This window comes from Streptomyces sp. ATLC9, from assembly GCF_057196705.1.
Genome location: NZ_JBXUOY010000051.1, coordinates 1 through 24,815 on the forward strand (window position 1 = coordinate 1; position 24,815 = coordinate 24,815).

Genomic DNA, 24,815 nt, shown 5'->3' on the forward strand with positions numbered 1-24,815 from the left:
CCCCGCGGCGCTCCGGGCCCGCGGGGAGCGGCCGGGCCGCGGGTCGCCGGGTCTGTCCCGGCACAGTGGACTCTGGCAAGCTGCCAGGGTGTTCGACGCCACCGCTGATCCCGCAGCCGACCGGGCCCGCTACGACCGGGCCACCGCCCACCTCGACGCGCCGCTCGCCGTCGTCGATCTGGCGGCGTTCGACGCCAACGCCGCCGACCTGGTGCGCCGCGCCGGCGGCAAGCCCCTCCGTGTGGCCAGCAAGTCGGTGCGCTGCCGTGCCCTGTTGGAGCGCGTACTGGCGCGGGACGGGTTCGCCGGGGTCATGAGCTTCACACTCTCCGAGTCGCTGTGGCTGGCCCGTTGCGGGTTCGACGACGTCCTGCTCGCCTATCCGTCGGCGGACCGGGCCGGTTACGCCGAGCTGGCATCCGACCCGAAACTGGCCGCGGCCGTGACGGTGATGGTCGACGACCCCGCGCAGCTCGCCCTGATCGACGCCGCCCGCGGCGGCGGACGCGAGGAGATCCGGGTCTGCCTGGAGCTGGACGCCTCGCTGTGGCTGCTGGGAGGCCGGGTGCGGATCGGCGCACGGCGTTCGCCGCTGCACTCCACGGCCCAACTGGCCGATCTGGCCCGGTCGGTGGCGCGCCGGTCCGGCTTCCGGCTGGTGGGTCTGATGGCGTACGAGGGGCATGTCGCGGGTGTGGGCGACGCCCCTCCCGGGCGTCCGCTGCGCGCGCGGGCGGTACGGCTGATGCAGTCGGCCGCGCGGCGCGAGCTGGTCCGGCGGCGCGCGGCGGCGGTACGCGCGGTGCGGGCGGTGGCGCCGGACCTGGAGTTCGTCAACGGCGGCGGGACCGGGAGCGTGCAGCACACCGCCGCCGAGGACGCGGTCACCGAGGTCGCCGCCGGCTCGGGGCTGCTGATGCCCCGGCTCTTCGACCACTACACCTCGTTCTCCGGCCGTCCCGCGGCACTTTTCGCGCAGCCGGTGGTGCGGCGGCCCGGGGTGGGGGTGGTGACGGTGCTCGGCGGCGGCTATCCGGCCTCCGGCGCGGCGGGCCGGGACCGGCTGCCGGTGCCGTATCTGCCGGCCGGACTGCGCTACGACCCGGCGGAGGGGCCCGGCGAGGTGCAGACGCCGCTGCTCGGGCCGCCCGCCGACGACCTGCTGATCGGTGACAAGGTGTGGTTCCGGCACGCCAAGGCCGGGGAGCTGTGCGAGCGCTTCGCGGCACTGCACCTGGTCGAGGGCGACCGGGTGGCGGCCACGGTGCCGACCTACCGCGGCGAGGGCCGCACCTTCCTGTAGACGACGCGGCGCTCCCGCCCCCGCCGACCGGGGCTCAGACCTCCATGCCGGGGCCGGCGGCGGGGCGGACGCCCGCCACGATCCGGTCCATCTCGCCGGGGTCCGGGGCATCGGCGTGGATGTCGAAGCCCAGGCGCATCAGCAGCATCCGTCCGCTGCCGTCGGGTGCGGGGAAGGCGACGGACTCCACGTACGCGTCGGGTTCCAGTTCGTTGGTGATCCGCCAGCGCACCCGGTGGCCCTTCCGCCCCGCGACGGTGACCTCCGCGGAGGAGACCACCTCGTGCTTCTCGATCCCGCCGTAGCCCCTGGCGTCGTAGGCCTCCTCGGCGTGGCGGGCGATGTCCGCCTCGGCCGTCGCCCGCGGGCCCGCTCCCGCGGGGCCTTCGGCGCCCCGCAGGGAGACCCCGGCGCGGACACAGGTGAGGGAGGCGTCCCCGGGGCAGGAGTAGGAGCCGGAGGACATCCAGATCCCGTCGTCGGTCCCCGACTCCTTCCAGCCCTCGGGAACGGGGACGCTGACGCCGTTGGCCCGGTCGACCGCGGTGCCGGGGGTGCTGTCGTCCTCCTCCCCTTCCCGGTCCCCGTCCGGGTCGTCCTCCTCCGGTCCGCCGGGCGGAGTGCCGCCGGGCTTCTCGTCCGCGCCCGCGGTGGTGCCGGACCGCGCCCGGTGGTCGCCGGAACCGCCGGGGCCGCCGAGCAGGAGCAGTCCTCCCGCCAGGGCCGCGCTCACCACGACCGCGGCGGCGATGACGGCGGCCACCAGCGGTCCGCGCGACGGCCCCGCCCCCGGCTCCCGCGGGGAGCGGGACGGCTGCCCGTACGGGGTGTGCGTGTCCACAGCCGCGTACGTGTCGTACGCGGCGTATCCGGTGTGTGCGTCGTGCGTGCCGGCGCCGGCGGGGCGGGTGTGGCCGGTCCAGGCCGAGCCGTCCCACCAACGCTCCGGTGCCTGACCGGGACCCGTGTGCCCGGGGTCCGTGTACCAGCCGGGCGGTGTCGTCATGCTCACGGCGTGCACAGTAGCGGCAACCGGCGCCCGGGAGGATCGGTGCGCCCCATCGGCCGCGGCGGTGCGGCATACACCCCGGCCCGCCGCCGTCCGCGGGGAGTGCGTGGCACCGGAGGTACGGAGGCCGCGGCGGCGCCACCGGTCAGGGCTCCGGGGCGGCCGGCGGGCCGGACAGGGCGGCGGCCAGCGCCGCGCCGAGCACGGCCGGCGCCTCGGCCAGCGAGGGCCCGTACCAGGTCAGATGCCGCCCGCTGACCAAGGCCGCGGGCAGGCCGGGGAACGCCTCGGGGCCGTCGTCGGCGGTGAAGCGGTACGGCTCGTCGGGGAGCACCACGAGATCGGCCCGGCCCGGCTCGTTCAACTCCCCGATGCCGGCGCGCGGGTAGCGCTCGGCATCGCCCGCGTAGGCGTTGCGCACACCGAGGCGGGCCAGGAGGTCGCCCGCGAAGGTGTCCCGGCCCAGCACCATCCACGGCCGCCGCCAGACCGGCACCACGGCGGTGGCGTCGGCGGCGGGACGTACCGTGTTCCAGATGTCCTCGGCCTCGTCCAGCCAGGCCGGCCGGGGCAGTCCGCACCCGGCGGTGAGCACCCGGTCCAGTTCGGCGAACGCCTGCGGGAGCGTGCGGATCTCGGTGACCAGCACCTCGATGCCCGCACCACGCAGGGCGGCGAGGTCGGCGGGGCGGTTCTCCTCCTCGTTGGCGACGACCAGATCGGGGCGGAGGACCGTGATCCGCTCCAGGTCGGGATTCTTGGTGCCCCGCACCCGCGCCACGTCGAGACCGGGCGGATGACCGCACCAGTCGGTGGCCCCGACCAGCAGTTCCGGGCCGGTGGCGGCCACGGCCTCGGTCAGCGACGGCACCAGCGAGACGACGCGGCGGACCGCGCCGCGGCCCGGGGCCCGTGCCGAGGGGGACTGGTGTCGCCGAGGGGTACGCATGCGGCCAGCCTAGGTCCGGCGCCCGCCGCGGGCCCGGCTGTCCGACCCGTGCGGCATGATCGGGGCGTGACCACGCCACGCCTGATGCTTCTCGACGCCGCGTCCCTCTACTACCGCGCCTACTTCGGGGTCCCCGAGTCGGTCAGGGCGCCCGACGGCACCCCGGTCAACGCGGTGCGCGGGCTGCTGGACTTCATCGCCCGCCTGGTGCGCGACCACCACCCCGGCGGCCTGGTCGCCTGCATGGACAACGACTGGCGGCCGCACTGGCGGGTCGAGCTGATCCCGTCCTACAAGGCGCACCGGGTGGCGGAGGAGTCCGGCCGGGGCCCCGACGTGGAGGAGACCCCCGACACGCTCTCCCCGCAGATCCCGGTGATCGAGGAGGTGCTGGACGCGGTCGGCATCGCCAGGGTCGGCGCGGACGGCTACGAGGCCGACGACGTGATCGGCACCCTCGCCCGGCGGGCAGGCGGCCCGGTGGACGTCGTCACCGGCGACCGCGACCTGTTCCAGCTCGTCGACGACGCGCGCGGCGTGCGGGTGCTCTGTCCCGTCAGGGGCATGGGCGACCCCGTGGTCGTCGACGAGGCGGTCCTGCGGGAGAAGTACGGCGTGGCGAGCGGGGCGGCGTACGCGGACCTGGCCCTGCTGCGCGGCGACCCGAGCGACGGGCTGCCGGGCGTGGCCGGCGTCGGCGAGAAGACCGCGGCCCGGCTGCTTCAGTCGTACGGCGATCTGGACGGCATCCTGGCCGCCGTCGGCGACCCCTCCTCCGGCCTGACTCCCGCGCAGCGGCGGAAGCTGGAGGCGGCGCGGGAGTACCTGGCCGTGGCGCCGAAGGTGGTGCGGGTGGCCGGGGACGTGGCGCTGCCGGAGTTCGACCCGGTGCTTCCGGCCGAGCCGCTGCACGCCCAAAAGCTGGAGGAGCTGGCCGGGCGGTGGGGGCTGGGCGGCTCGCTGCGGCGGCTGCTGGACGCCCTGGCGGGCTGAGCGCGCTCACGCCCGGCCGGGCGGCCCGGCGGACGCCCCGCCCGCACCGGGCCCGGGTGGTGCGCACCCGGCGCCTGACCCCCGGTGTGGTCCGTGTGGTGCTCGGCGGCGAGTCCCTGGCCGGCTTCCCGGCCGGCGTGTACACCGACCACTACGTCAAGCTGCTGTTCCCGGCCGAGTGCGTGCGCTACCCCGAGCCGTTCGACCTCGCCGACATCCGCGCCCGCCTGCCGCGCGACCAGTGGCCTGTCACCCGCACGTACACCGTGCGCGCCTGGGACGCGCGGGCGTGCGCGCTGACCGTGGACTTCGTCGTCCACGGAGACGAAGGGCCGGCCGGGCACCGGAGCGGAAGGCGGCACACCGACCGCGCCCCCGCCCCACCCGGCGCACGCGCCGGCCACGCCCCGGCCCGGCGGCCGGCTCGTCAGCCGACGGAAGTGTACGCCACCACGCCGCGCACCACCTTCTCGGAAGCCCTGCGGGCGTTGCGCGCCACCGTGCCGCCCTCGGGCGCCGCCGCGGCGATCTGGCCGAGTACGTCGACCAGTTGCTTGCACCAGCGCACGAAGTCGCCGGCGGGCATCTCGGCCTCCCTCAGCACCGAGTCCAGACTGTCGCCCTCCGCCCAGCGGTGGGCGATCCAGGCGAAGCCGAGATCGGGCTCGCGCTGGCCCACGCCCTCGGACTGGTTGATCCGGTGCTCCTCCTCCAGGGCGTCCAGCCGGCCCCAGATGCGGACCATCTCCCCCAGCGCGTCCTTGGCCCTCCCTCCGGGCAGCACCGGCTGGAGGGCGTCGTCGGCCGAGCGCGCCTCGTACACCAGGGCCGAGGCGCAGGCGGCCAGTTCGGTCGGGGACAGGCCCTCCCAGACTCCTTCGCGCAGGCACTCGCTCGCCAGCAGGTCCAGTTCGCCGTAGAGCCGGGCCAGCCGCCTGCCGTCCTCGGTCACCTCGTCGCCGCGCAGATAGCCCAGGTCGGACAGGAGCGCGTAGACGCGGTCGAAGGTGCGGGCGATGGTGTTGGTACGGCCCTCGATGCGGCGCTCCAGCTGCCGGGTGTCGCGCCTGAGGCGGTGGTAGCGCTCCGCCCAGCGGGCGTGCGCCTCGCGCTCGTCGCAGCCGTGACAGGGATGGGCGCGGATCGCCTTGCGCAGCCGTGCGATCCCGGCGTCGTCGGCGGCCTCCGAGCGCTGTCTGCGGCGAGTGCGTCCCGGCTCGTGGTGGCCGGCCCTGGTGCGCAGCGCGGAGGCCAGGTCCCGGCGGGACTGCGGGCTGCGCGGGTTGAAGGACTTGGGGATCCGCATCCGCTCCAGCGGTTCGACAGGCACGGGGAAGTCCATCGAGGCCAGCCGCTTGACCTGCCGGGCGGCGGTCAGCACCAGCGGGCGGGGGCCGTCATGGTGGTCCCAGCCGCGGTGGCCGTGGCTGCGCCCGGCCGGAACTCCCGGGTCCAGCACGAGGGCGAGCCCGGCGAACTTGCCGGTGGGCACGTGGATCACATCGCCCGGCCGCAGCTTCTCCAGCGAGTCGGCCGCCGCCGCACGCCGCTGGAGAGCGCCCTGCCGGGCCAGTTCGGTCTCGCGGTCCTTCAGCTCGCGCCGCAGCCGCGCGTACTCCTCGAAATCGCCGAGGTGGCAGGTCATCGCCTCGCGGTAGCCCTCCAGGCCCTCCTCGTTGCGCTGCACCCTCCGGGAGATGCCGACGACCGCGCGGTCGGCCTGGAACTGTGCGAAGGATGTCTCCAGCAGTTCGCGCGAGCGGTGCCGCCCGAACTGCGAGACCAGGTTGACCGCCATGTTGTACGACGGTCGGAAGGAAGAGCGCAGCGGGTAGGTGCGGGCGCCGGCCAGTCCGGCCAGGGCCCCCGGGTCCATGCCGCGCTGCCACAGCACCACCGCGTGGCCCTCGATGTCGATGCCGCGCCGCCCCGCGCGCCCGGTGAGCTGGGTGTACTCGCCGGGGGTGATGTCGACGTGCTGCTCGCCGTTCCACTTGACCAGCTTCTCCAGCACCACCGACCGGGCGGGCATGTTGATGCCCAGGGCGAGGGTCTCGGTGGCGAAGACTGCCTTGACCAGACCGCGGACGAACAGTTCCTCCACGACCTCCTTGAAGGTCGGCAGCATGCCCGCGTGGTGTGCGGCGATGCCCCGCTCCAGGCCCTCCAGCCACTCGAAGTAGCCCAGGACGTGCAGGTCCTCGTCGGGGAGGGAGGCGGTGCGCTCCTCGACCAGCTCGCGCACCCGCGCCCGCTCCCCGGCGTCGTTCAGCCGCAGCCCGGCGTACAGGCACTGCTGTACGGCCGCCTCGCAGCCGGCGCGGCTGAAGATGAAGGTGATCGCCGGGAGCAGTCCCTGGGAGTCGAGCCGGTCGATCACCTCGGCGCGGCTGGGCGTCCAGATCCGGCTGCGCTGGCGCCGCTCGCGCTCCCGGTCGGCCTCGCGCACCGGCTTGCCGCGGCGCCTCTCGCGGACGGAGGGCAGGCGGCTGTTCTCCATCTGGGCCATGCGCAGCAGGTCCGGGCTGACCTCGCGGCGGCCGTTCCTCTCCTCGAACAGGTCGTACATCCGCCGGCCGGCCAGCACGTGCTGCCACAGCGGCACGGGCCGGTGCTCGGAGACGATCACCTCGGTGTCGCCGCGGACGGTGTCCAGCCAGTCCCCGAACTCCTCCGCGTTGGAGACGGTGGCCGACAGCGACACCAGCGTCACCGAGTCGGGGAGGTGGATGATGACCTCCTCCCAGACCGCGCCGCGGAACCGGTCGGAGAGGTAGTGCACCTCGTCCATCACCACGTAGCCCAGGCCGGCGAGCGCCTGCGAGCCGGCGTAGAGCATGTTCCGCAGGACCTCGGTGGTCATCACGATCACCGGTGCGCCGGAGTTGATGCTGTTGTCGCCCGTCAGCAGGCCGACGTTCCGCGCGCCGTGGCGTTTGACCAGATCGTTGTACTTCTGGTTGGACAGCGCCTTGATGGGAGTGGTGTAGAAGCACTTGCGGCCCCGGGCGAGGGCCAGATGGACGGCGAACTCGCCCACGATCGTCTTGCCGGATCCGGTGGGGGCCGCGACCAGCACGCCCTTGCCGGCCTCCAGTGCCCTGCACGCCTCGATCTGGAACGGGTCCAGCTCGAAGTCGTACATCTCGCGGAAGGGAGCCAGAGCGGTGGCCTGCTCGGCGGCGCGGACCCGGGCGGCGGCGTAACGCTCTGCTGGGGACATGTCCTCGGTCATCGTACTTACGAGCCTACCGGCCACCGCCGACAGAGCGTCCGACACTCACGGCCCAGCGGGCTCCGGCACGAGCACCCGTACCGCCCCCGGGACCGCCTCGACCGTGAGCGGCAGGGGTCCCAGCGGCTCGCCGTCGGCGTAGCCGGTCACCCTCTCCCCGGGCGCGGCTGCCTCCAGGGTCACCTTCGCCGCCCGGTGCACGGTGACTGCCGGGTGGGTGAGGTGGGTGCCCCGGTAGACGCGCGGGAAGACCCGCAGCAGGGTGGCGCGGCCGCACTCCCCGACCACCGTGACGTCCAGCAGGCCGTCGTCCGGACGGGCGCCCGCGCAGATCCGCATGCCTCCGCCGTAGGAGGGCCCGTTGCCGACCGCGACCAGTGTCGCGTCGGTCTCCAGCGGCGGGCCGTCGTCGAGTGCGATGCGGTACGGGACCGTCCGCAGCCCGGCCAGTTCGGCGAGCACCGCCGCGTCGTAGCGCAGTCGTCCGGCGGGCCACCGCATGCGGTTGGCCCGGTCGTTGACGCGGGAGTCGAAACCGGAGGCCAGCACGCTGCCGTACCAGCGTCCGCCGACCCGGCCGAGATCGATCCTCCGGTCCCTCCCCTCCTTGAGGGCCCGCGCGGCCACCCGTCCCGCCCCGGCCGGGTCGCGTACGGGCAGGCCCAGGGCGCGGGCGATGTCGTTGCCGGTGCCGACCGCGACGAGGCCCAGCGGGGTGTCGGTGCCGGCCACCGCCTGGAGGGCGAGGGAGGCCATGCCGTCTCCGCCGACGGCGATCAGCGCGTCGGTGCCCTCCCGCACGGCCAGGCGTGCCCGGGTGAGCGCGTCGTCGGCGTCCGCGCCGACGACCGTGCGCACCGGGAAGCCCGCCGCGCGCAGGACGCGTGCGGCGGGCTGGGCGGCTCCCGCACCGCGGCCGTGGCCCGCGGTGGGGTTGACGAACAGGGTGATCTCACCGCTCACGCGCGGACCATACCGGCTCAGGTGGCGTCGTCGTAACCGTTGCGCCTGGTCGGACCGTCCTCGGCGGCGCTCTCGGGCAGCGCGGAGGGGCCGTCGGCGGGCTCGATCGCCCCGACCTTCTCCGGAGTGTGGTCGAGCGGGGACGCCTCGTCGTCGCTCAGTCCGGCGTAGGGGTCCATGCGACTGCGGCGCCGGTCGTTGAAGAGGGCGACGCCGACGGCGATGAAGTACAGCAGCACGATCGGCGCTGCCAGGGCGCCCATGGTCAGCGGGTCACCGCTGGGGGTGGCGACGGCCGCGAAGAGGGTGATGCAGATGACCATGACCCGCCACCAGCCCAGCAGCCTGCGGCCGGTGACGATGCCGCCGAAGTTCAGCATCACCAGCACCAGGGGCAGCTCGAAGGCGAGCCCGAAGACGATCACCATCCGCGTGATGATGTCGAGGAGTTCGTCCAGCGGGACGAGGTTGCCGGTGCCCTCGGGGGTGAACTCGATCAGGGTGGCGGCCATCGTCGGCAGGACGATGTACGCGAGGTAGGCGCCGCCGAGGAAGAGCGGTACACCGGCCGCGACGAAGGAGCGGGCGTACTTCTTCTCGTGGCTGTGCAGACCGGGGGCGAGGAAGGCCCACAGCTGGTAGAGCCAGACCGGGCAGGCCAGCACCATGCCGGTGGTGAGCCCCACCTTGAGCATGAGGGTGAAGGGCGCGATCACACCACTGATGGTGATCTCGGCGCAGGCCTCACCCTCCTCGGCGGCCCGGCCGAAGCCCGCGGTGCAGCCGACGGCGTCACGGAGGGGGTCGGTGAGGAAGTCGGCGACCTGCTTGTAGTACACCAGCCCGACGACGGTGACGGCCAGGATGGCCAGCACCGACTTCATCAGGCGGTTGCGCAGCTCCCGCAGGTGCTCCGCGAGCGGCATGCGCCCCTCTGGATCCCTCTGCGGCTTCCCCTGTTTGCGGGCGGACTTGAGCAACCCACGTCCTCGGTGTCAGTGGCGGTGTGCCGGGTTCCGGTATCCGGCCCCGGTGGCGCCGGGCCCGGGTCCGGATCAGTTCTTGGTGGTCTGCTGGCCGGGCTCGTTCACCGGGCGGGAGCTGGTGACATCGCCGGGCGCGGCCTGGATGGTCCTGGGCGCGGCCTGCTGGGCGGAGGTGTCCTGCTGGGCGGCCGCCTCGTTCTCGCTCTCCTTCTTCATGGCCTTGGCCTCGCTCTTGAGGATGCGGGCCGACTTGCCGAGCGAACGGGCCATGTCGGGGAGCTTCTTGGCGCCGAACAGCAGCAGGACGACGAGGAGGATCAGTACGATCTCCATGGGCCTCAGATTGCCGATCATGTGCCACTACCTTCTCGCCGGGGCGGCGGTCTTTTGTGCCTGCCCTACTGATTCGGACGGGCTTGGTCATGCTGGTGCGCTGGCAGCGATCGTAACCCCGGGGGGTGAACGAGGGGCAATGCCTCCGCGTCATCCCGGTGCCGGTCACGGACGCCGCGGGTACGCCGTCTTGAAGGGTACCGCCCCGGGGTCCGGACATGGAGGGGGCGACGCCCTGCAGCCGCACCGGGGCACACCGCCGGCGCCGCCGTATGTGCTCAGCGCCCGATACGCGCCCGTGCGGCCAGGGGGGTCGCGGCCCGCTCCAGGTCCTCGGCCGCCCGGGCGAGGTGCTCGCAGCCGTCGCCGACCGCGCGGGCGAAGCGTCGCGCCTCCAGCCCCACCCGGACGGCGAGGACGCCGAGCACGGCGATTCCGCAGAAGGCGAGCGCAAGGAAGAACATGGGCCAGAGCATGGGGCGAGCGTAGTGGACGGTCCCGTCCGGGCGGGCCCGGGCCGGGCAGGGTCCGGCCTTCAGTCGCCGTACGCCGCCAGCGCCTCCCGGGCCGCGTCCCGGGCACTGTCGGCCAGCTCGCCCGGGGAGACGATCCGGCCGTCGCGTCCCAGCCGCAGGGCCAGGCGGCGCAGGGAGGCCGGATCGGGGGCGCGCAGGGTGATCCGCAGACCGCCCTCGGGCAGTTCCCCGGCGTGGTCGTGCGGGTAGTACTCGGCCACCCAGCGCCCGCCCGGACCCACCTCGATCACCACCTGGGGGTCCTCGGCGGAGGGCTGGACCAGCCCCTCGGACAGGTCGCGCAGCTCCACCGGCGGCGGGTCGGAGGGCTCGTCCAGCAGCCTGATCTCGGCCACCCGGTCCAGCCGGAAGGTGCGGTGCGCCTCGGACAGGCGGCACCATGCCTCGACATAGGTGTGGCCGACGGCGAACAGCCGGATCGGGTCGATCTCGCGCTCGGTCAGCGTGTCGCGCGTCGGCGAGTAGTAGCGGATCCACAGCCTGCGGCGCTCGGCGATGGCCCGGTCCACGTCGGCGAAGACCCCGCCCTCGGACTCGAAGGTGACCGACAGCCGGGAGCTGGCCCCGGCGCTCTCGCCCGCCGCCGCCTCGATCTTGGCGGTGGCGCGCTGGAGGGCCTCGCGGTCACTCTCGCGCAGCCCCGGCAGGGTGGCGACGGCCCGTGCGGCCACCAGCAGGGCGGTGGCCTCGTCGGCGGCCAGCCGCAGGGGTTCGCCGGTGCTGGAGCCCACCGCGTCGGCGTTGTGCCACCAGATGCGCTCGCCGTCGGTGTCGATGTCCAGCAGGTCCCCGCCGCGGAAGCTGGTGCCGCACATCGGCAGGACGTGGAGGTCGGAGATCAGCTCGTCGGTGGTGATGCCGAAGGCCCGGGCGACGTCCTCGACGCGGGCGCCGGGCCGTTCGCGCAGATACGTCACCAGGGACAGCATCCGGCGGGTCTGGTCGATGGCGTTGGTGGCCATGTCGGTGGTGCCTCTTCCCTGAGTTCCCTCAAGCCCTCGCCGGCCCCGTGCCGGGCCGGCCCGCTCTGTGCGGCCCCTCGCCGGAGCCGGTCATCCCTTGGCCACGGCGCGCAGCCGGTCCACCACGTCGGCCCGCAGTTCGGCGGGCTCCAGCACGACCACGTCCGGCCCGAACTCCACCAGCCAGGCGTCCAGCCCGTGGCCGTAGGGGATCTCCAGCTCGTCCCAGCCGCCCCCCGCGTCACGGGTGCGAAGGGCCCTGGCCCGCAGCGGGTAGCCGGCGCCCTGCCGCAGCCGGATGCGGGCGGTGGCGGTGGCGATCTCCCCGGCCCACCGCTCGACGGTCTCGCGGACGGTGACGTGGTCGGGCACCTCAAAGGTGTAGGCCCCGGCGCGGGAGCGCACCGGGCCGGTGATGCGGGAGAGCCGGAAGACCCGCTCGGCGCCCCGGTCCCGGTCGTGGCCGGCCAGGTACCAGTGGCCGCGCCAGCACTCCAGCGTCCACGGCTCCACGTGCCGGGTCCCGGGGCGGGCGGCGTTGGACTTGCGGTAGGCGAAGGTGACCGGGCGGCGGTCGCGGCAGGCGAGCATCAGCGGCTCGAAGGCGGCCTCGCGTACCGGGATGCGCGGCTCCAGGGCGCTGTGGCCGCCGTACGGGTCCTCCGTACCGGTGTCGGCCAGCGGCATCCCGGCGGCGCGCAGCTTCTGCAGGGCACCGCTGGCGGCCCCGGCCAGACGGGCCTGCTGCCACACCTTGGCGGCCAGGGTGAGGGCGGCGGCCTCCTCGGCGTCCAGAGCGACGGGCGGGAGGCGGTTGCTGTCGCGGCGGGCCTGGTAGGCGATCTCGCCTTCCAGGTTCTCCACCGTCTCGATCACCAGGCCGAGCTCGCGCAGATCGTCCTTGTCGCGCTCGAACATCCGGTTGAAGGCGTCCTCACCGCCCCTGCCCGGCCCTCCGCCGACCTCCAGGTACGCCTCGATCGAGGCCCGCAGCTCGCGCTTGGTCAGCGGGCGCCGCGTCCCCAGCAGGCACAGCGCCAGATTCATCAGCCGCTCGGCCTTGGCAATGGCCATCGACGCCCTCTCTCGTACTTGTCCCGAGCGTCGACCGTACCGCTCCGGACGGGCCCGCCACAAAGCCCGGGCCCCGTCGCACGACGGGGCCCGGGCCGGTGTTCCACCGGTCTCAGACGGAGACCAGGTCGCAGACGAAGATGAGCGTCTCGCCCGGCTTGATCCGGCCGCCGGCGCCGCGGTCGCCGTAGGCCATGTGGGGCGGGATGATCAGCTGACGGCGCCCGCCGACCTTCATGCCCTGCACACCCTGGTCCCAGCCGGAGATGACCTGGCCGACGCCGAGCTGGAAGCTCAGCGGGGTGCCGCGGTTCCAGCTCGCGTCGAACTCCTCACCGGTGGAGAAGGCGACGCCCACGTAGTGCACGGAGACGGTGTCGCCGGCCTTGGCGACCGGTCCGTCGCCCTCCCGGATGTCCTTGATCTCCAGGTCGGCCGGGGGCTCGCCGCCCGGGAAGTCGATCTCGGGCTTGTCGATGCTCACGAAGTTGCTCCTACGAACGTTTCCATCGGTCAACCGGGCCAGTCTCGCAGACCCGGCGGCCCGCCGACGAAGAAGATCGTCAGACCTTGCCGACGATGTCCACGACGAACACCAGCGTGTTCTCGGCCAGCTCCGACTGCGGGTTGTCGGCATAGGCGAGCTTCGGCGGGATGACCAGGAGGACGCGGTCGCCGACCTTCTTGCCGACCAGTGCCTCGTCCCAGCCCTTGACGACCTTGCCGGTTCCGATCTGGAAGGCGGTGGCGCCGCCGTGGTCCCAGGAGGAGTCGAACTTCTCACCGTCCTCCCACTTGACCCCGGTGTACTGGGCGATCAGGCCGTCGCCGGCCTCCACCTCGGGTCCGTCGCCCTCGATCAGCACCTGCTGCTTCAGCTTCCCGGGGGCCTTCGCCCCCTTGGGGACGGTGATGGTGGCGGCCTTCTGCCCGTCGGCCTTCACCTCGGGCATGCCCTCGCCGGTGGCCGCCTGCTCGCCCTCGGCCCCGGCCTTGGCGTCGGTCTTGGCGGAGGCGACGGCGTCGATCACCCAGACCATGCTGTCGGCTCCGTCGATCCCGAGCCGCGGGTTGATCGAGTCGCCCATGATCGCCTCGGCGGTGCCCTCGATCAAGACGCGGCTGCCGGCCCGCTCACCGATCAGGGACCGGGTGACCGGCTCGGGGAGCCCCTGCCCCTCACCGAGTCGCAGGACCTCCTGGCGGTGGGCGTCGCCCTCGGAGGCGCCTTCCGGCCGCTGCTTCCAGGTGTTGACCAGCTCCTGGCCGTTGCTGGTCATCAGAATGTCCATGCGGACGAAGTCTCCCTCGGCGAGCTTGTCGCCCTTGCCCTCGGTGACCGTCCGCACGACTGCCTCGTCGGGGGCTTCGGCGCCCTCGGCGACGGTGAGCTTCGGCTCCTCGCCGACCTTGCCGGAGACCTTCGTGGGGGCTTCGGAGGAGCCGTCGGACCCGTCGGAGCCGCATGCCGCGGTGAACAGCAGGGCGGGAACGACCAGGGCCGCGGCGACGCGGCGGCCGGCCTTCGCCAGGGGGCGGGGGTGTGGGGGGCGTCCCCCTCGGGATTGCAGCATCAGTCCAACTCGTGGTGTAGGAGATGTCCGGGCGTGCCGGGCGTGCCGGCCACTCTACGGGCCGCCCGGCCCACCTCCCACAACTTCCGGAAGGACCGGTTTCGTTCCCGCGCCCGGGATCGTGCCGGTGCGACACGGCCCCGGGCGCGCCGTCCGCCGGGCTCACATGCCGGCGATGAGCTTCTCCACGCGCTCGTCCACCGACCGGAACGGGTCCTTGCACAGCACCGTGCGCTGGGCCTGGTCGTTCAGCTTCAGGTGCACCCAGTCCACCGTGAAGTCGCGGCGCTGCTCCTGGGCCCGGCGGATGAAGTCGCCCCGCAGCCGGGCACGGGTGGTCTGCGGCGGCACGGACTTGCCCTCGAAGATCTTGACGTCGTTGCAGATCCGGGCCGCCTGCCCCTTCCGCTCCAGCAGGTAGTACAGCCCGCGACGGCGGTGGATGTCGTGGTAGGCGAGGTCTATCTGGGCGATCCGGGGGTGGGACATGGTGATGTCGTTCTTGGCCCGGTACCGCTCGATGAGCTGGTACTTCATCACCCAGTCGATCTCGGTGTTGACCTTGTCCAGCTCCTGGGTGCGGACCGCTTCCAGCGTGCGGCCCCACAGCTCCAGCACCTGGTCCACCACGCCCGTGCGGATGCCCCGGCGCTCGCAGAAGTCGGCGGCCTTCTCGTAGTACTCCTGCTGCACCTCCAGCGCGGAAGCCTCGCGCCCGTTGGCCAGCCGGACCTTGCGCCGGCCGGTGATGTCGTGGCTGACCTCGCGGATCGCCCTGATCGGGTTCTCCAGGGTGAGGTCGCGCATGACCGTGCCCGCCTCGATCATCCGCAGCACCAGGTCGGTGGCGCCGACCTTGAGCAGCATGGTCGTCTCGGACATGTTGGAGTCGCCGACGATGACGTGGAGGCGGCGGTAGCGCTCGGCGTCGGCGTGCGGCTCGTCGCGGGTGTTGATGATCGGCCGGGACCGGGTGGTGGCGGAGCTGACGCCCTCCCAGATGTGCTCGGCGCGCTGGCTGACGCAGTAGACCGCGCCGCGCGGGGTCTGGAGCACCTTGCCGGCGCCGCAGATGAGCTGCCGGGTCACCAGGAACGGGATGAGGACATCCGCCAGGCGCGAGAACTCCCCGTGCCGGGCCACGAGGTAGTTCTCGTGGCAGCCGTAGGAGTTGCCGGCCGAGTCGGTGTTGTTCTTGAACAGGTAGACATCGCCCGCGATGCCCTCCTCGTGGAGGCGTCGCTCGGCGTCGACGAGGAGTCCTTCGAGGATGCGCTCGCCCGCCTTGTCGTGGGTGACCAGCTCGGTCACGTTGTCGCACTCCGGAGTGGCGTACTCCGGATGCGAGCCCACGTCGAGGTAGAGACGGGCGCCGTTGCGGAGGAAGACGTTGCTGCTGCGGCCCCATGACACGACACGGCGGAAGAGGTACCGCGCCACCTCGTCAGGAGACAGGCGCCGCTGTCCCCGAAACGTACACGTGACGCCGTACTCGTTCTCCAGCCCGAAGATTCGGCGGTCCATGAATGAACTTTACGCCTGATGCCCGCTTTTGAAACCGGCTCCGGCGCCCCCGTTCCGATCATCTTCCACCCGGACGACGGCATCGGGGGACGGGGCGGCGGGCGGGGCGGGGGCCGCCAGGACACGCCGGGTGGCCAGCAGGACCAGCAGCGCGGCCAGGCCGCCCGCACCGGCGACGAGGAAGCCCGCCGGCGCTCCGCCCCACTCGATGACCGGGCCCACCACGGCCGTCCCCGCCGCGGCCCCGACACCGAAGGACGTCACCAGCCAGGAGAACGCCTCCGTGACCGTGCCCGACGGCGCGTGCCGGTCCACCACGACGAAGGCGCAGGCCAGCGCGGGGGCCAGGAAGAGGCCCGCGGCCCCGGCCAGGACGGTCATCGTCACGGGACCCGGTGTCAGCGCCAGCGGCAGATAGCCGGCCGCCAGGGCGGCCACCAGGGCTCGCAGCCGGGTCTCGGGCTCTCCCGCCCAGGTGCGGGCTCCGTAGGCCAGGCCGCCGACCAGGGCGCCGGCACCCAGCGCCGAGAGCAGATAGCTGGAGATCAGCTCGTCGCCGTGGCCGTCCGCGTAGGCGACCGCGGCCACCGCGATCGTCCCCAGGGCGAGGCCGACGAAGAAGAACGAGCCGAGCAGGGCGACCAGACCACCGGAGCGCAGGGCCCCCAGCCAGTGCGCCTCGCGCGGTTCGGAGCGCCAGCGCCGGGAGGGGGGCGAGACCACCACGGACAGGGCGCCCAGCACTCCCAGGGCATTGATCACCAGCAGGGCCGCGGCCTCGCTCCAGAGGGCGACCAGCACCGTGACGGCCAGCGGCCCCAGGGTGAACATCACCTCCTGGGCCACCGCGTCCAGCGCGTAGGCGGCGTGCACCCGGTCGGGGTGTCTCAGGACGGACGGCCACAGCGCGCGCAGGCCGCCCTCCAGGGGCGGGGTGAACAGACCGGCGACGGCCGCCGCCGCGCAGGCGACGGGCAGCGGCTCGACCCCGGCGAGGGCGAGGGCGGCCGCGCCGAGGCCGGAGAGCAGCGCGGCGGGCAGCATGACCCTCGACTGACCCCACAGGTCCACCGCGCGGCCCAGCAGCGGCTGGCCGACGGCGTTGGACAGTCCGTAGACGGCCGACAGCACGCCCGCCAGGGTGTAGCTGCCGCCTTCCGCGCGGACGAACAGCACGATCGCCAGGGGGGCGGTGGCGTTCGGCAGCCGGCCGAGCAGGGTGCCTGCGAGCAGCCGCGCGGCGTGTCTGACGCGCAGCAGTTCGGCGTAGCCCGTCGCCATGGGTCGGCTCCTCTTCCCCGGGTTTCTCCGGCGGTCTGCGGAAGTGTTACGTATAACGCGCTCCGTCATACGTACCATGAACCAGCTCCCGGGTCCATGCCGGCCCGGGCACCGCCCGTACCTCCGTCCACTCCGGGAGCCGGCCAGTGAGCATCGACCGACCCCGGCCCACGAGCCGGGACGTGGCGCGGGCCGCCGGGGTCTCGCAGGCGGCCGTCTCCCTGGTCCTGGGCGGCAAGTGGCGCGGCCGGGTCTCCCCGGGCAAGGCCGCGGCGGTCCGGGAGGCGGCACGGAAGCTGGGCTACCGGCCGAACCTGGCCGCGCGCAGCCTGCGGCTGGGACGCACCCGCACCGCGCTGCTGGTGGTCCCGGCGCTCACCAACGAGTTCTTCGCCCGGATCCACGCGGGCGCCGCGCGGGTGGCCGCCGAGCACGGCTTCGGGGTGGTGCTCTATCCCTCCCCGGAAGGCGTCGGACCCGCCCGGGACCCCTTCGACTCCGCCGGCGCCGCCCTGGACGGCGTGATCGCCTCCTCGATGGCCTCCGAGGCGCTGGCCGCCCTGCGCTCCGGCGGCGAACTGCCGCTGGTGATGCTCGACAGCGAGCCGGAGAGCACCCATGCGGCGGCCACCGTCAACCTCGACATCGCCGACGGCATGCGGCAGGCGGTGAGGTACCTGCTGGAACTGGGGCACCGCCGGGTGGCCCACATCGCCGCGGCGGTGGACTCCTGGACCTTCGAGGTGCGGGCCGCGGCGCTGGCCGAGTCCCTGGCCGGGGCGGGCTGTCCGCCGCCGCCGGTCTGGACGGCCGCTCTGGACGCGGCCTCAGGGGCGCGTGCCGCCGCACAGGCCATGGCGGCGGTCCCCCGGCCGACCGCGCTGGTGTGCGACGACGACGTGCTCGCCGCGGGTGCGTGCAAGGCGGTGCGGCGGCTGGGGCTGCGGGTGCCCGAGGACGTCTCGGTGACCGGCTTCGACGACCTGGCGCTCGCCCGGGCGGTCGAGCCGGAGCTGACGACGGTGCGGCTGCCCGCCGAGGAAGCGGGGGCGGCCGGAATGCGGGCGCTGCTGGCTGTCCTGGACGGCCGGACGGAGGGTGCCGGCCCGGACCGCCGGACACGTGAGGCGGACGGCTGCGAACCCCCCGTCCGGGTGACCACTCTGCCAGTGCGGCTGGCCGTGGGGGGGGGGGCGCCGCCCCCCCCCCGCCCCACCCCCCCCCCCCCCCCACGGGACTGCCGACGGAAGTGGACGCTACTCCCCGGAGGCGGAGGACTCCCCCGGGGACTCATCCGACGAGGCCCCGCCGGACGGCTCTCCCTCGGACGCGGACGCACCGCCCTCCTCCAGCAGCCGGGAGAGCTGCCGGCCGAGCACACGCCTGAACTTTCGCTGCTGGGGCCGGGTGCGGTCCAGGGCGGCGACCTCCAGCTGGTCGGCGGTGAGGGTGCGCTCGCCGCCGTTGCTGTCCCGGCTCAGGGACTCCACCGCCAGTCCGAGGGCCTCGGCCAGGGTCATCCCGTCCCGGTGACGCTGCTCGAGGTATCCGCCGATCTGGTCGGAGTTGCCGCCGACCGCCACCGAGCCGTGCTCGTCGACGATGGAACCGTCGTGCGGCAGCCGGTAGATCTGGTCGTCCTCGGGGCCCTCCCCGACCTCGGCGACGATCAGCTCCACCTCGTACGGCTTCTCCGCCGCGCTGGAGAAGATGGTGCCCAGGGTCTGGGCGTAGACGTTGGCCAGGCCCCGCGCGGTGACGTCCGTGCGGGCGTAGGTGTAGCCGCGCAGGTCGGCGTAGCGGACGCCGCCGATGCGCAGGTTCTCGAACTCGTTGTACTTGCCCACCGCCGCGAAGGCGATCCTGTCGTAGATCTCGCTGACCTTGTGCAGTGCCCGAGAGGGGTTCTCGGCGACGAACACGATGCCGTCGGCGTACTGCAACACGACCACGCTGCGGCCGCGCGCGATGCCCTTGCGGGCGTACTCGGCGCGGTCCGCCATGGCCTGCTGGGGTGAGACATAGAACGGCGTCGACACCGGCTATCGGTCCCTTCCTGATCTAGAGCACAGGGGCCTGGGGCCCGTTGGGCGACTGGAGCCGGCCGTCGTGCACCGAGCGGGCGATCTCGGCGACCTCCTCCTCGGTGAGCCTGCGGAAGCCGTCCTCGGTGATCACCGTGACGACGGGATAGATCCTGCGCACCAGGTCGGGGCCGCCGGTGGCGGAGTCGTCGTCGGCGGCGTCGTAGAGGGCCTGGACGACGGCCGTGGCCGCCTGCCGCTCGCCGAGGTCGTCGCGGTACAGCTTCTTGAGCGAACCGCGTGCGAAGACCGAGCCGGAGCCGACCGCCGCGAAGCCCTGCTCCTCGGAGCGCCCGCCGGTGACGTCGTAGGAGAAGACGCGGCCCCTGTCCCGGTCCACGTCGTACCCGGCGAACAGCGGGATCACCGCCAGGCCCTGCATGGCCATGCCGAGGTTGCCGCGGATCATCGTGGACAGGCGGTTGGCCTTGCCCTCCAGGGACAGCCGGGTGCCCTCGACCTTCTCGAAGTGCTCCAGCTCCAGCTGGAAGAGCCTGACCATCTCCACGGCGAGCCCGGCGGTCCCGGCGATGCCCACGGCGCTGTACTCGTCGGCCGGGAAGACCTTCTCGATGTCGCGCTGGGCGATCATGTTGCCCATCGTCGCCCGCCGGTCGCCGGCCAGCACCACGCCGCCGGGGAAAGCGGCCGCGACGATCGTCGTGCCGTGCGGCGCCTCGACGGCGCCCTTCACGGGCGGGAGCGGACGGCTGCCGGGGAGCTGCTCGGGCGCGTGCTCGGACAGGAAGTCCATGAACGAGGACGAGCCCGGCGTCAGGAAGGCAGCAGGCAGACGCCCTGTGCTACGGGTGTTGGCTTCCACACGTTTCCTTCCACCAGATCGTGAGACCGGATCTTGAGAATTCCGCACGGACCTTACCCGTGGCGGCGGATGTCATCCGTCCCGCACCCCCGCGTCGCGGGGGTACGGGACGGACGGGCAAGCGTTACTCCCCGCCCTTCTGCACGAAGGAGCGCACGAAGTCCTCGGCGTTCTCCTCCAGCACGTCGTCGATCTCGTCCAGTACGGAGTCCACCTCGTCCGACAGCGCCTCCTGGCGCTCCTTGAGGTCCTCCGAGACCTGCGCGTCCTGCGCCTGCTCCTCGGTCTCCTCGGTGGAGCGCGCCGCCTTCTGCTGACCGCCGCCGGTGTCCTTGGTCGCCATATACCTCACCCCGCTCGGTTGGACGGTACAAGATCAGACTTTACAAGCCGGGCCCGACATCGGCCCCTCTCTGCCGCATCTCTGCCGCATCACTGCCACTTCCGCCGCCGTATCACCGCCGTGCCGCTGCCGCGCCGCCGCGGACGTCCGGAAGCCATCTCCATGATTCCCCCATCCGGAGGGGTTCAGCCTTCCCCCCACCCCGGTTCACTTCCCTGACAGCGCCCTGACCAGTTCCTCCGCCGTACGGCAGTGTTCGAGCAGATCACCGACGTGGGCGCGCGTGCCGCGCAGCGGTTCCAGGGTGGGTACCCGCTGGAGGGAGTCCCGACCCGGCAGATCGAAGATCACCGAGTCCCAGGAGGCCGCGGCCACCGCGTCGGGGTACCGCTCCAGACACTGGCCGCGGAAGTAGGCGCGGGTGTCCTCCGGTGGCCGGGAGCGGGCCCGTTCCACCTCCGCCTCGCCCAGCAGCCGCTTCATCCGGCCGCGGGCCGCCAGGCGGTTGTACAGGCCCTTGTCGGGGCGCACGTCGGCGTACTGCAGGTCCACCAGGTGCAGCCGGGCCGCGTCCCAGCCCAGGCCGTCGCGGCGCCGGTAGCCCTCCATCAGCTCCCGCTTGGCGACCCAGTCCAGTTCGCCCGCCAGACTCATCGGATCACTCTCCAGGCGTACCAGGACGTCCTCCCAGCGGGCCAGCACGTCCCTGGTCTGCTCGTCCGCGTCCTGCCCCCAGCGCTCCTCCACGTACTTGCGGGCCAGCTCGTAGTACTCCATCTGGAGCTGCACGGCGGTCAGTGTCCGTCCGCTGCGGAGCGTGATCGAACGGCGCAGCGCCGGATCGTGGCTGATCCGGTGGAGGGTGCGTACGGGCTGGTCGACGGCCAGGTCGACGGCGATGAAGCCGTCCTCGATCATGGACAGCACCAGGGAGGTGGTGCCGAGCTTGAGGTAGGTGGAGATCTCCGACAGGTTGGCGTCGCCGACGATCACGTGCAGCCGGCGGTACTTCTCGGCGTCGGCGTGCGGCTCGTCGCGGGTGTTGATGATCGGCCGTTTGAGGGTGGTCTCCAGGCCGACCTCCACCTCGAAGTAGTCGGCCCGCTGGCTGATCTGGAAACCGTGCTCGGAGCCGTCCTGGCCGATCCCGACGCGCCCGGCGCCGGTGACGACCTGACGGGAGACGAAGAAGGGCGTCAGGTGACGCACGATGTCCGAGAAGGGGGTCTCCCGCTTCATCAGGTAGTTCTCGTGGCAGCCGTAGGAGGCGCCCTTGTTGTCGGTGTTGTTCTTGTAGAGGTGGATCGGATGGGCTCCGGGCACCTCGGCGGCGCGCCCGGCGGCCTCGGCCATGATCCGCTCGCCGGCCTTGTCCCACAGCACGGCGTCCCTCGGGTTGGTGACCTCCGGTGCGCTGTACTCGGGATGCGCGTGGTCCACGTACAGCCGTGCGCCGTTGGTGAGGATCACGTTGGCCAGACCGATGTCCTCGTCCGTGAGCTGACTGGAGTCGGCGGCCTCGCGCGCGAGGTCGAAGCCCCGGGCATCCCGCAGCGGGTTCTCCTCCTCGAAGTCCCAGCGGGCGCGGCGCGCCCGGTGCATCGCCGCCGCGTAGGCGTTGACGACCTGGGACGAGGTGAGCATGGCATTGGCGTTCGGGTGACCGGGGACGGAGATCCCGTACTCCGTCTCGATACCCATCACTCGCCGTACGGTCATGCGGCCCTCCTTGCCCGGCGGCGGCCCGCCTTCGGGTCGCCGCTCAAGTCCCGCTGCGCATCCGGTCCGTTTGCGGCCCTGGCCCGCATTCCGCATGGCGGCGGTACGGACGAGCCTAGGGCGGTCGGGCCCCGGTCGGGAGATCACTGGGGATTTCCCGCGTTTCCCCGGTGGGGATCGGTCCGAAAAGATTCGGCTGCGGACGCCCTCCCCGCCTCTCGACGGGGACACGGGCGTCCGCAGCCGGACGGTGTCTTCTACAGGTACTGACCGGTGTTGGCCACCGTGTCGATGGAGCGTCCGGTGTCCGCGCCCTGCTTTCCGGTGACGAGGGTGCGGATGAAGACGATCCGCTCGCCCTTCTTGCCGGAGATGCGGGCCCAGTCGTCGGGGTTGGTGGTGTTGGGCAGGTCCTCGTTCTCCTTGAATTCGTCCACGCACGCGGCGAGCAGATGGGAGACCCGCAGACCCTTCTGGTTGTGGTCGAGGAATGCCTTGATCGCCATCTTCTTGGCCCGGTCGACGATGTTCTGGATCATCGCGCCGGAGTTGAAGTCCTTGAAGTACAGAACCTCCTTGTCACCGTTGGCGTAGGTGACCTCCAGGAAGCGGTTCTCCTCGGACTCGGCGTACATCTGCTCGACGACCGACTGGATCATCCCGGCGACGGTGGCCTCGGGATCCCTGTTGTGCTCCGCGAGGTCGTCCGAGTGCAGCGGGAGGTTCGGGGTCAGGTACTTCGAGAAGATGTCCTTGGCGGCCTCGGCGTCCGGACGCTCGATCTTGATCTTCACATCGAGGCGGCCCGGGCGCAGGATCGCCGGGTCGATCATGTCCTCCCGGTTGGAGGCCCCGATGACGATGACGTTCTCCAGCCCCTCCACACCGTCGATCTCCGACAGCAGCTGCGGGACGATGGTGTTCTCCACGTCCGAACTGACACCGGAGCCGCGGGTGCGGAACAGGGAGTCCATCTCGTCGAAGAAGACGATGACGGGCGTGCCCTCGCTCGCCTTCTCCCGGGCGCGCTGGAAGACCAGCCGGATGTGCCGCTCGGTCTCACCGACGTACTTGTTCAGCAGCTCGGGGCCCTTGATATTGAGGAAGTAGCTCTTCCCCTGGGGCTGCCCGGTCACCTCGGCGACCTTCTTGGCAAGGGAGTTGGCCACGGCCTTGGCGATGAGGGTCTTGCCGCAGCCGGGCGGACCGTAGAGCAGGACACCCTTGGGCGGGCGGAGTTCGTGCTCCTTGAACAGGTCCGGATAGAGGTAGGGGAGCTCCACCGCGTCACGGATCAGCTCGATCTGACCGCCCAGGCCACCGATCTTGTTGTAGTCGATGTCCGGGACTTCTTCGAGGACGAGCTCCTCGACCTCGCTCTTGGGCACGACCTCGTAGACGTACCCCGAACGCGGCTCCAGTAGCAGTGCGTCACCGGCCCGGAGCGTGGCCTTCATAAGGGGCTCGGCGAGCTTGACCACGCGCTCCTCGTCGGTGTGTCCGATCACCAGGGCGCGTTCGCCGTCCTCCAGGACCTCCTTGAGGGTGACGATGTCCCCGGCACGTTCGAACTCCATGGCCTCGACCACGTTGAGCGCCTCGTTCAGCATGACCTCCTGGCCACGCCTGAGCTCAACGAGATCGACGCCGGGGCTGACATTCACCCGCAGCTTGCGCCCGCCGGTGAAGATGTCGGCCGTACCGTCCTCGTTCGCCTGCAGAAAGACCCCGAAGCCGGCCGGCGGCTGAGCCAGCCGGTCGACCTCCTCCTTGAGGGCCACGATCTGGTCACGGGCCTCACGGAGGGTGTTGGCGAGCCGCTCGTTCTGTGCGGACACACCGGCCAGGTTCGTCTGCAGCTCGACGATCCGCTCCTCGAGAATCCGAGTGTGGCGCGGAGAGTCGGCGAGCTTGCGGCGCAGGACGGCGATCTCCTGCTCGAGATGGGCAACCTGGCCTGCCGGGTCGTCGGAACCCCGTTCGGGCCGGATGCCGCGGTTGATGTCGTCGTCGTGGGCTGCCACGGTCCTCACCTCCTCCAAGGGGAGCTGGACGCTTCCTGACCCTACCTGGACCCGCGGGGGTTGAAACCCCTAGATCACAAACACGGTCGGGGTGTGTCTGATCTTCACCCTTGCGCACTCCCTTACCCCGAGTGAATACCCACCCAACCTCGCCGGAAAGCGGCCGGTTGTATCGTCTGAAGTGTCAACCCCCGTCACGGGTGGCTCTATTCCGCCAAGATCACACCGACAATCCGTCACACGGTCCGGCCACGAACGCAGGAACGGCAGGCAGCAACATGGGCTCGCACAACGAGCAGACCGCAGAGCTTGAGGTCTGGATCGACCAGGAACTCTGCACCGGCGACGGTATCTGCGCGCAGTACGCACCCGAGGTGTTCGAGCTGGACATCGACGGACTCGCCTACGTGAAGGGTCCCGCTCCCGCGGGCGAGGAGGCCGAGCTGCGCACGGAGCCGGGCGCCACCGCTCCCGTCCCCCTGCCGCTGCTGGGCGACGTGGTGGATTCGGCCAAGGAATGTCCGGGCGAGTGCATCCACGTGCGCCGGGCGGCCGACGGCGTCGAGGTGTACGGCCCCGACGCCGGGTAGCGCGGCGGCGCTCCGGCCTCCGGCCGCGCCGGGCGTCGCGTGACCGGTCAGACACTCCGGGTCGTCGGAGCCGCCTCCAGCACGAACTTCCCGCCCCGCCACTCCCATTCGACGTCACGCGCCCTGTCGGGACAGCAGCGGGGCACGTCCGGCGACGAGTAGCCCAGCAGCCTGGCGGACACCGTGCGGTCGCGGACGGTCAGATCCCGCACCGCCATCCCCTCCCCGGGGTCCACTAGGGTCTCGGCGACCCGGGGCGCGCCCCCCCGGCGCGCGGGGTGCGCCAGAACGTACACCCCGCTGGGCGGGGTGCCGATCCCCGCGGCGCAGCGGACCACCGCGACGGTCTCGGCCCGGCCGTCCCCGTCGAAGTCCACGGCCGCCCGGTCGACCACCTCGGCCTCCGCCGGACCGCACTCCAGCGGGTAACGGGCCGTGTCCGCGTCCGGCCCGGGGGCGGGCACGGCGGCCCCCCGCTGCTGGGTCGCGCCGGCGCCGGCGGGATCCAGC

22 protein-coding genes and 2 pseudogenes are annotated in these 24,815 nt (G+C 72.5%); 5 read left to right on the top strand and 19 right to left on the bottom strand.

Annotation, left to right across the window (positions count from 1 at the left end; translation table 11 throughout):
• Positions 1-88 precede the first annotated feature (88 nt).
• Entirely contained in the window at positions 89-1,303 is a 1,215-nt protein-coding gene (locus tag AC2CJA_RS08350) for an amino acid deaminase/aldolase (protein WP_484602035.1), read from the top strand.
• Positions 1,304-1,337: 34 nt separating this feature from the next.
• Here the strand turns inward: AC2CJA_RS08350 and AC2CJA_RS08355 are convergent, their stop codons facing one another.
• Both AC2CJA_RS08355 and AC2CJA_RS08360 read right to left on the bottom strand, forming a co-directional pair.
• A complete protein-coding gene (locus AC2CJA_RS08355; protein ID WP_484602053.1) occupies positions 1,338-2,309 on the bottom strand; it encodes a DUF2510 domain-containing protein in 972 nt (323 codons plus the stop codon).
• Positions 2,310-2,457: 148 nt separating this feature from the next.
• A complete protein-coding gene (locus AC2CJA_RS08360; protein WP_484602036.1) occupies positions 2,458-3,261 on the bottom strand; it encodes a helical backbone metal receptor in 804 nt (267 codons plus the stop codon).
• Between the two features lie 84 nt (positions 3,262-3,345).
• On the opposite strand from AC2CJA_RS08360, the gene AC2CJA_RS08365 reads away from it, so the two are divergent.
• Both AC2CJA_RS08365 and AC2CJA_RS08370 read left to right on the top strand, forming a co-directional pair.
• Positions 3,346-4,254 carry a 5'-3' exonuclease gene (locus tag AC2CJA_RS08365; protein ID WP_484602054.1) on the top strand — a complete coding sequence of 303 codons (909 nt, stop codon included), beginning with the start codon at positions 3,346-3,348 and terminating at the stop codon, positions 4,252-4,254.
• Positions 4,251-4,595: pseudogene (locus AC2CJA_RS08370) on the top strand (siderophore-interacting protein); the annotation flags it as partial. The gene AC2CJA_RS08365 and the pseudogene AC2CJA_RS08370, both read left to right, overlap by 4 nt.
• An 86-nt stretch (positions 4,596-4,681) precedes the next feature.
• Here AC2CJA_RS08370 and AC2CJA_RS08375 read toward each other — a convergent pair.
• The 11 genes from AC2CJA_RS08375 to AC2CJA_RS08425 all read right to left on the bottom strand — a co-directional run bounded on the left by AC2CJA_RS08375 (position 4,682) and on the right by AC2CJA_RS08425 (position 16,722).
• Positions 4,682-7,489, bottom strand: coding sequence for a DEAD/DEAH box helicase (locus tag AC2CJA_RS08375; protein ID WP_484602037.1), 2,808 nt, complete (start codon positions 7,487-7,489; stop codon positions 4,682-4,684).
• Between the two features lie 45 nt (positions 7,490-7,534).
• Positions 7,535-8,452 carry a diacylglycerol kinase gene (locus AC2CJA_RS08380; RefSeq protein WP_484602038.1) on the bottom strand — a complete coding sequence of 306 codons (918 nt, stop codon included), beginning with the start codon at positions 8,450-8,452 and terminating at the stop codon, positions 7,535-7,537.
• 17 nt (positions 8,453-8,469) lie between these two features.
• Entirely contained in the window at positions 8,470-9,378 is a 909-nt protein-coding gene (tatC, locus tag AC2CJA_RS08385; protein ID WP_484602039.1) for a twin-arginine translocase subunit TatC, read from the bottom strand.
• A gap of 129 nt (positions 9,379-9,507) precedes the next feature.
• A complete protein-coding gene (gene tatA / locus AC2CJA_RS08390) occupies positions 9,508-9,792 on the bottom strand; it encodes a Sec-independent protein translocase subunit TatA (protein ID WP_484602040.1) in 285 nt (94 codons plus the stop codon).
• Between the two features lie 257 nt (positions 9,793-10,049).
• Complete coding sequence (locus AC2CJA_RS08395; RefSeq protein ID WP_484602041.1) at positions 10,050-10,247, bottom strand: hypothetical protein; 198 nt, start codon at positions 10,245-10,247, stop codon at positions 10,050-10,052.
• Positions 10,248-10,306: 59 nt separating this feature from the next.
• Positions 10,307-11,269: a helix-turn-helix transcriptional regulator gene (locus AC2CJA_RS08400; protein ID WP_484602042.1), complete on the bottom strand. Its 963-nt coding sequence runs from the start codon at positions 11,267-11,269 to the stop codon at positions 10,307-10,309.
• 90 nt (positions 11,270-11,359) lie between these two features.
• On the bottom strand, positions 11,360-12,343 hold the full coding sequence (locus AC2CJA_RS08405; RefSeq protein ID WP_484602043.1) for a helix-turn-helix transcriptional regulator: 984 nt from the start codon (positions 12,341-12,343) through the stop codon (positions 11,360-11,362).
• Positions 12,344-12,455: 112 nt separating this feature from the next.
• Positions 12,456-12,827, bottom strand: a complete 372-nt coding sequence (locus AC2CJA_RS08410) for an FKBP-type peptidyl-prolyl cis-trans isomerase (protein ID WP_484602044.1) — start codon at positions 12,825-12,827, stop codon at positions 12,456-12,458.
• A gap of 79 nt (positions 12,828-12,906) precedes the next feature.
• Entirely contained in the window at positions 12,907-13,917 is a 1,011-nt protein-coding gene (locus tag AC2CJA_RS08415; protein WP_484602045.1) for an FKBP-type peptidyl-prolyl cis-trans isomerase, read from the bottom strand.
• A gap of 162 nt (positions 13,918-14,079) precedes the next feature.
• The gene (pafA, locus tag AC2CJA_RS08420) at positions 14,080-15,441 is read right to left on the bottom strand and encodes a Pup--protein ligase (RefSeq protein WP_484602046.1); all 1,362 of its coding nucleotides are present in this window, start codon (positions 15,439-15,441) and stop codon (positions 14,080-14,082) included.
• A 9-nt stretch (positions 15,442-15,450) separates the two neighbouring features.
• Positions 15,451-16,722: an MFS transporter gene (locus AC2CJA_RS08425; RefSeq protein WP_484602047.1), complete on the bottom strand. Its 1,272-nt coding sequence runs from the start codon at positions 16,720-16,722 to the stop codon at positions 15,451-15,453.
• Between the two features lie 146 nt (positions 16,723-16,868).
• Between AC2CJA_RS08425 and AC2CJA_RS08430 the strand changes: the two are divergent.
• Positions 16,869-17,930, top strand: a pseudogene (locus AC2CJA_RS08430) (LacI family DNA-binding transcriptional regulator); the annotation flags it as partial.
• Positions 17,931-17,978: 48 nt separating this feature from the next.
• On the opposite strand, the gene prcA reads toward AC2CJA_RS08430, so the two are convergent.
• From prcA to arc, 5 genes are all read right to left on the bottom strand, one after another.
• Positions 17,979-18,761 carry a proteasome subunit alpha gene (gene prcA, locus AC2CJA_RS08435; RefSeq protein ID WP_484602048.1) on the bottom strand — a complete coding sequence of 261 codons (783 nt, stop codon included), beginning with the start codon at positions 18,759-18,761 and terminating at the stop codon, positions 17,979-17,981.
• A 22-nt stretch (positions 18,762-18,783) separates the two neighbouring features.
• Positions 18,784-19,629: a proteasome subunit beta gene (prcB, locus tag AC2CJA_RS08440; RefSeq protein WP_484602049.1), complete on the bottom strand. Its 846-nt coding sequence runs from the start codon at positions 19,627-19,629 to the stop codon at positions 18,784-18,786.
• 124 nt (positions 19,630-19,753) lie between these two features.
• On the bottom strand, positions 19,754-19,972 hold the full coding sequence (locus AC2CJA_RS08445) for a ubiquitin-like protein Pup (protein ID WP_241714344.1): 219 nt from the start codon (positions 19,970-19,972) through the stop codon (positions 19,754-19,756).
• A 207-nt stretch (positions 19,973-20,179) separates the two neighbouring features.
• Entirely contained in the window at positions 20,180-21,691 is a 1,512-nt protein-coding gene (gene dop / locus AC2CJA_RS08450; protein ID WP_484602050.1) for a depupylase/deamidase Dop, read from the bottom strand.
• A 257-nt stretch (positions 21,692-21,948) separates the two neighbouring features.
• On the bottom strand, positions 21,949-23,715 hold the full coding sequence (arc, locus tag AC2CJA_RS08455; RefSeq protein ID WP_484602051.1) for a proteasome ATPase: 1,767 nt from the start codon (positions 23,713-23,715) through the stop codon (positions 21,949-21,951).
• A 278-nt stretch (positions 23,716-23,993) separates the two neighbouring features.
• On the opposite strand from arc, the gene AC2CJA_RS08460 reads away from it, so the two are divergent.
• Positions 23,994-24,305: a ferredoxin gene (locus AC2CJA_RS08460; RefSeq protein ID WP_237878340.1), complete on the top strand. Its 312-nt coding sequence runs from the start codon at positions 23,994-23,996 to the stop codon at positions 24,303-24,305.
• 47 nt (positions 24,306-24,352) lie between these two features.
• On the opposite strand, the gene AC2CJA_RS08465 is transcribed toward AC2CJA_RS08460, so the two are convergent.
• Positions 24,353-24,815: hypothetical protein (locus AC2CJA_RS08465; protein WP_484602052.1), on the bottom strand; the 463-nt coding region annotated here is incomplete at its 5' end.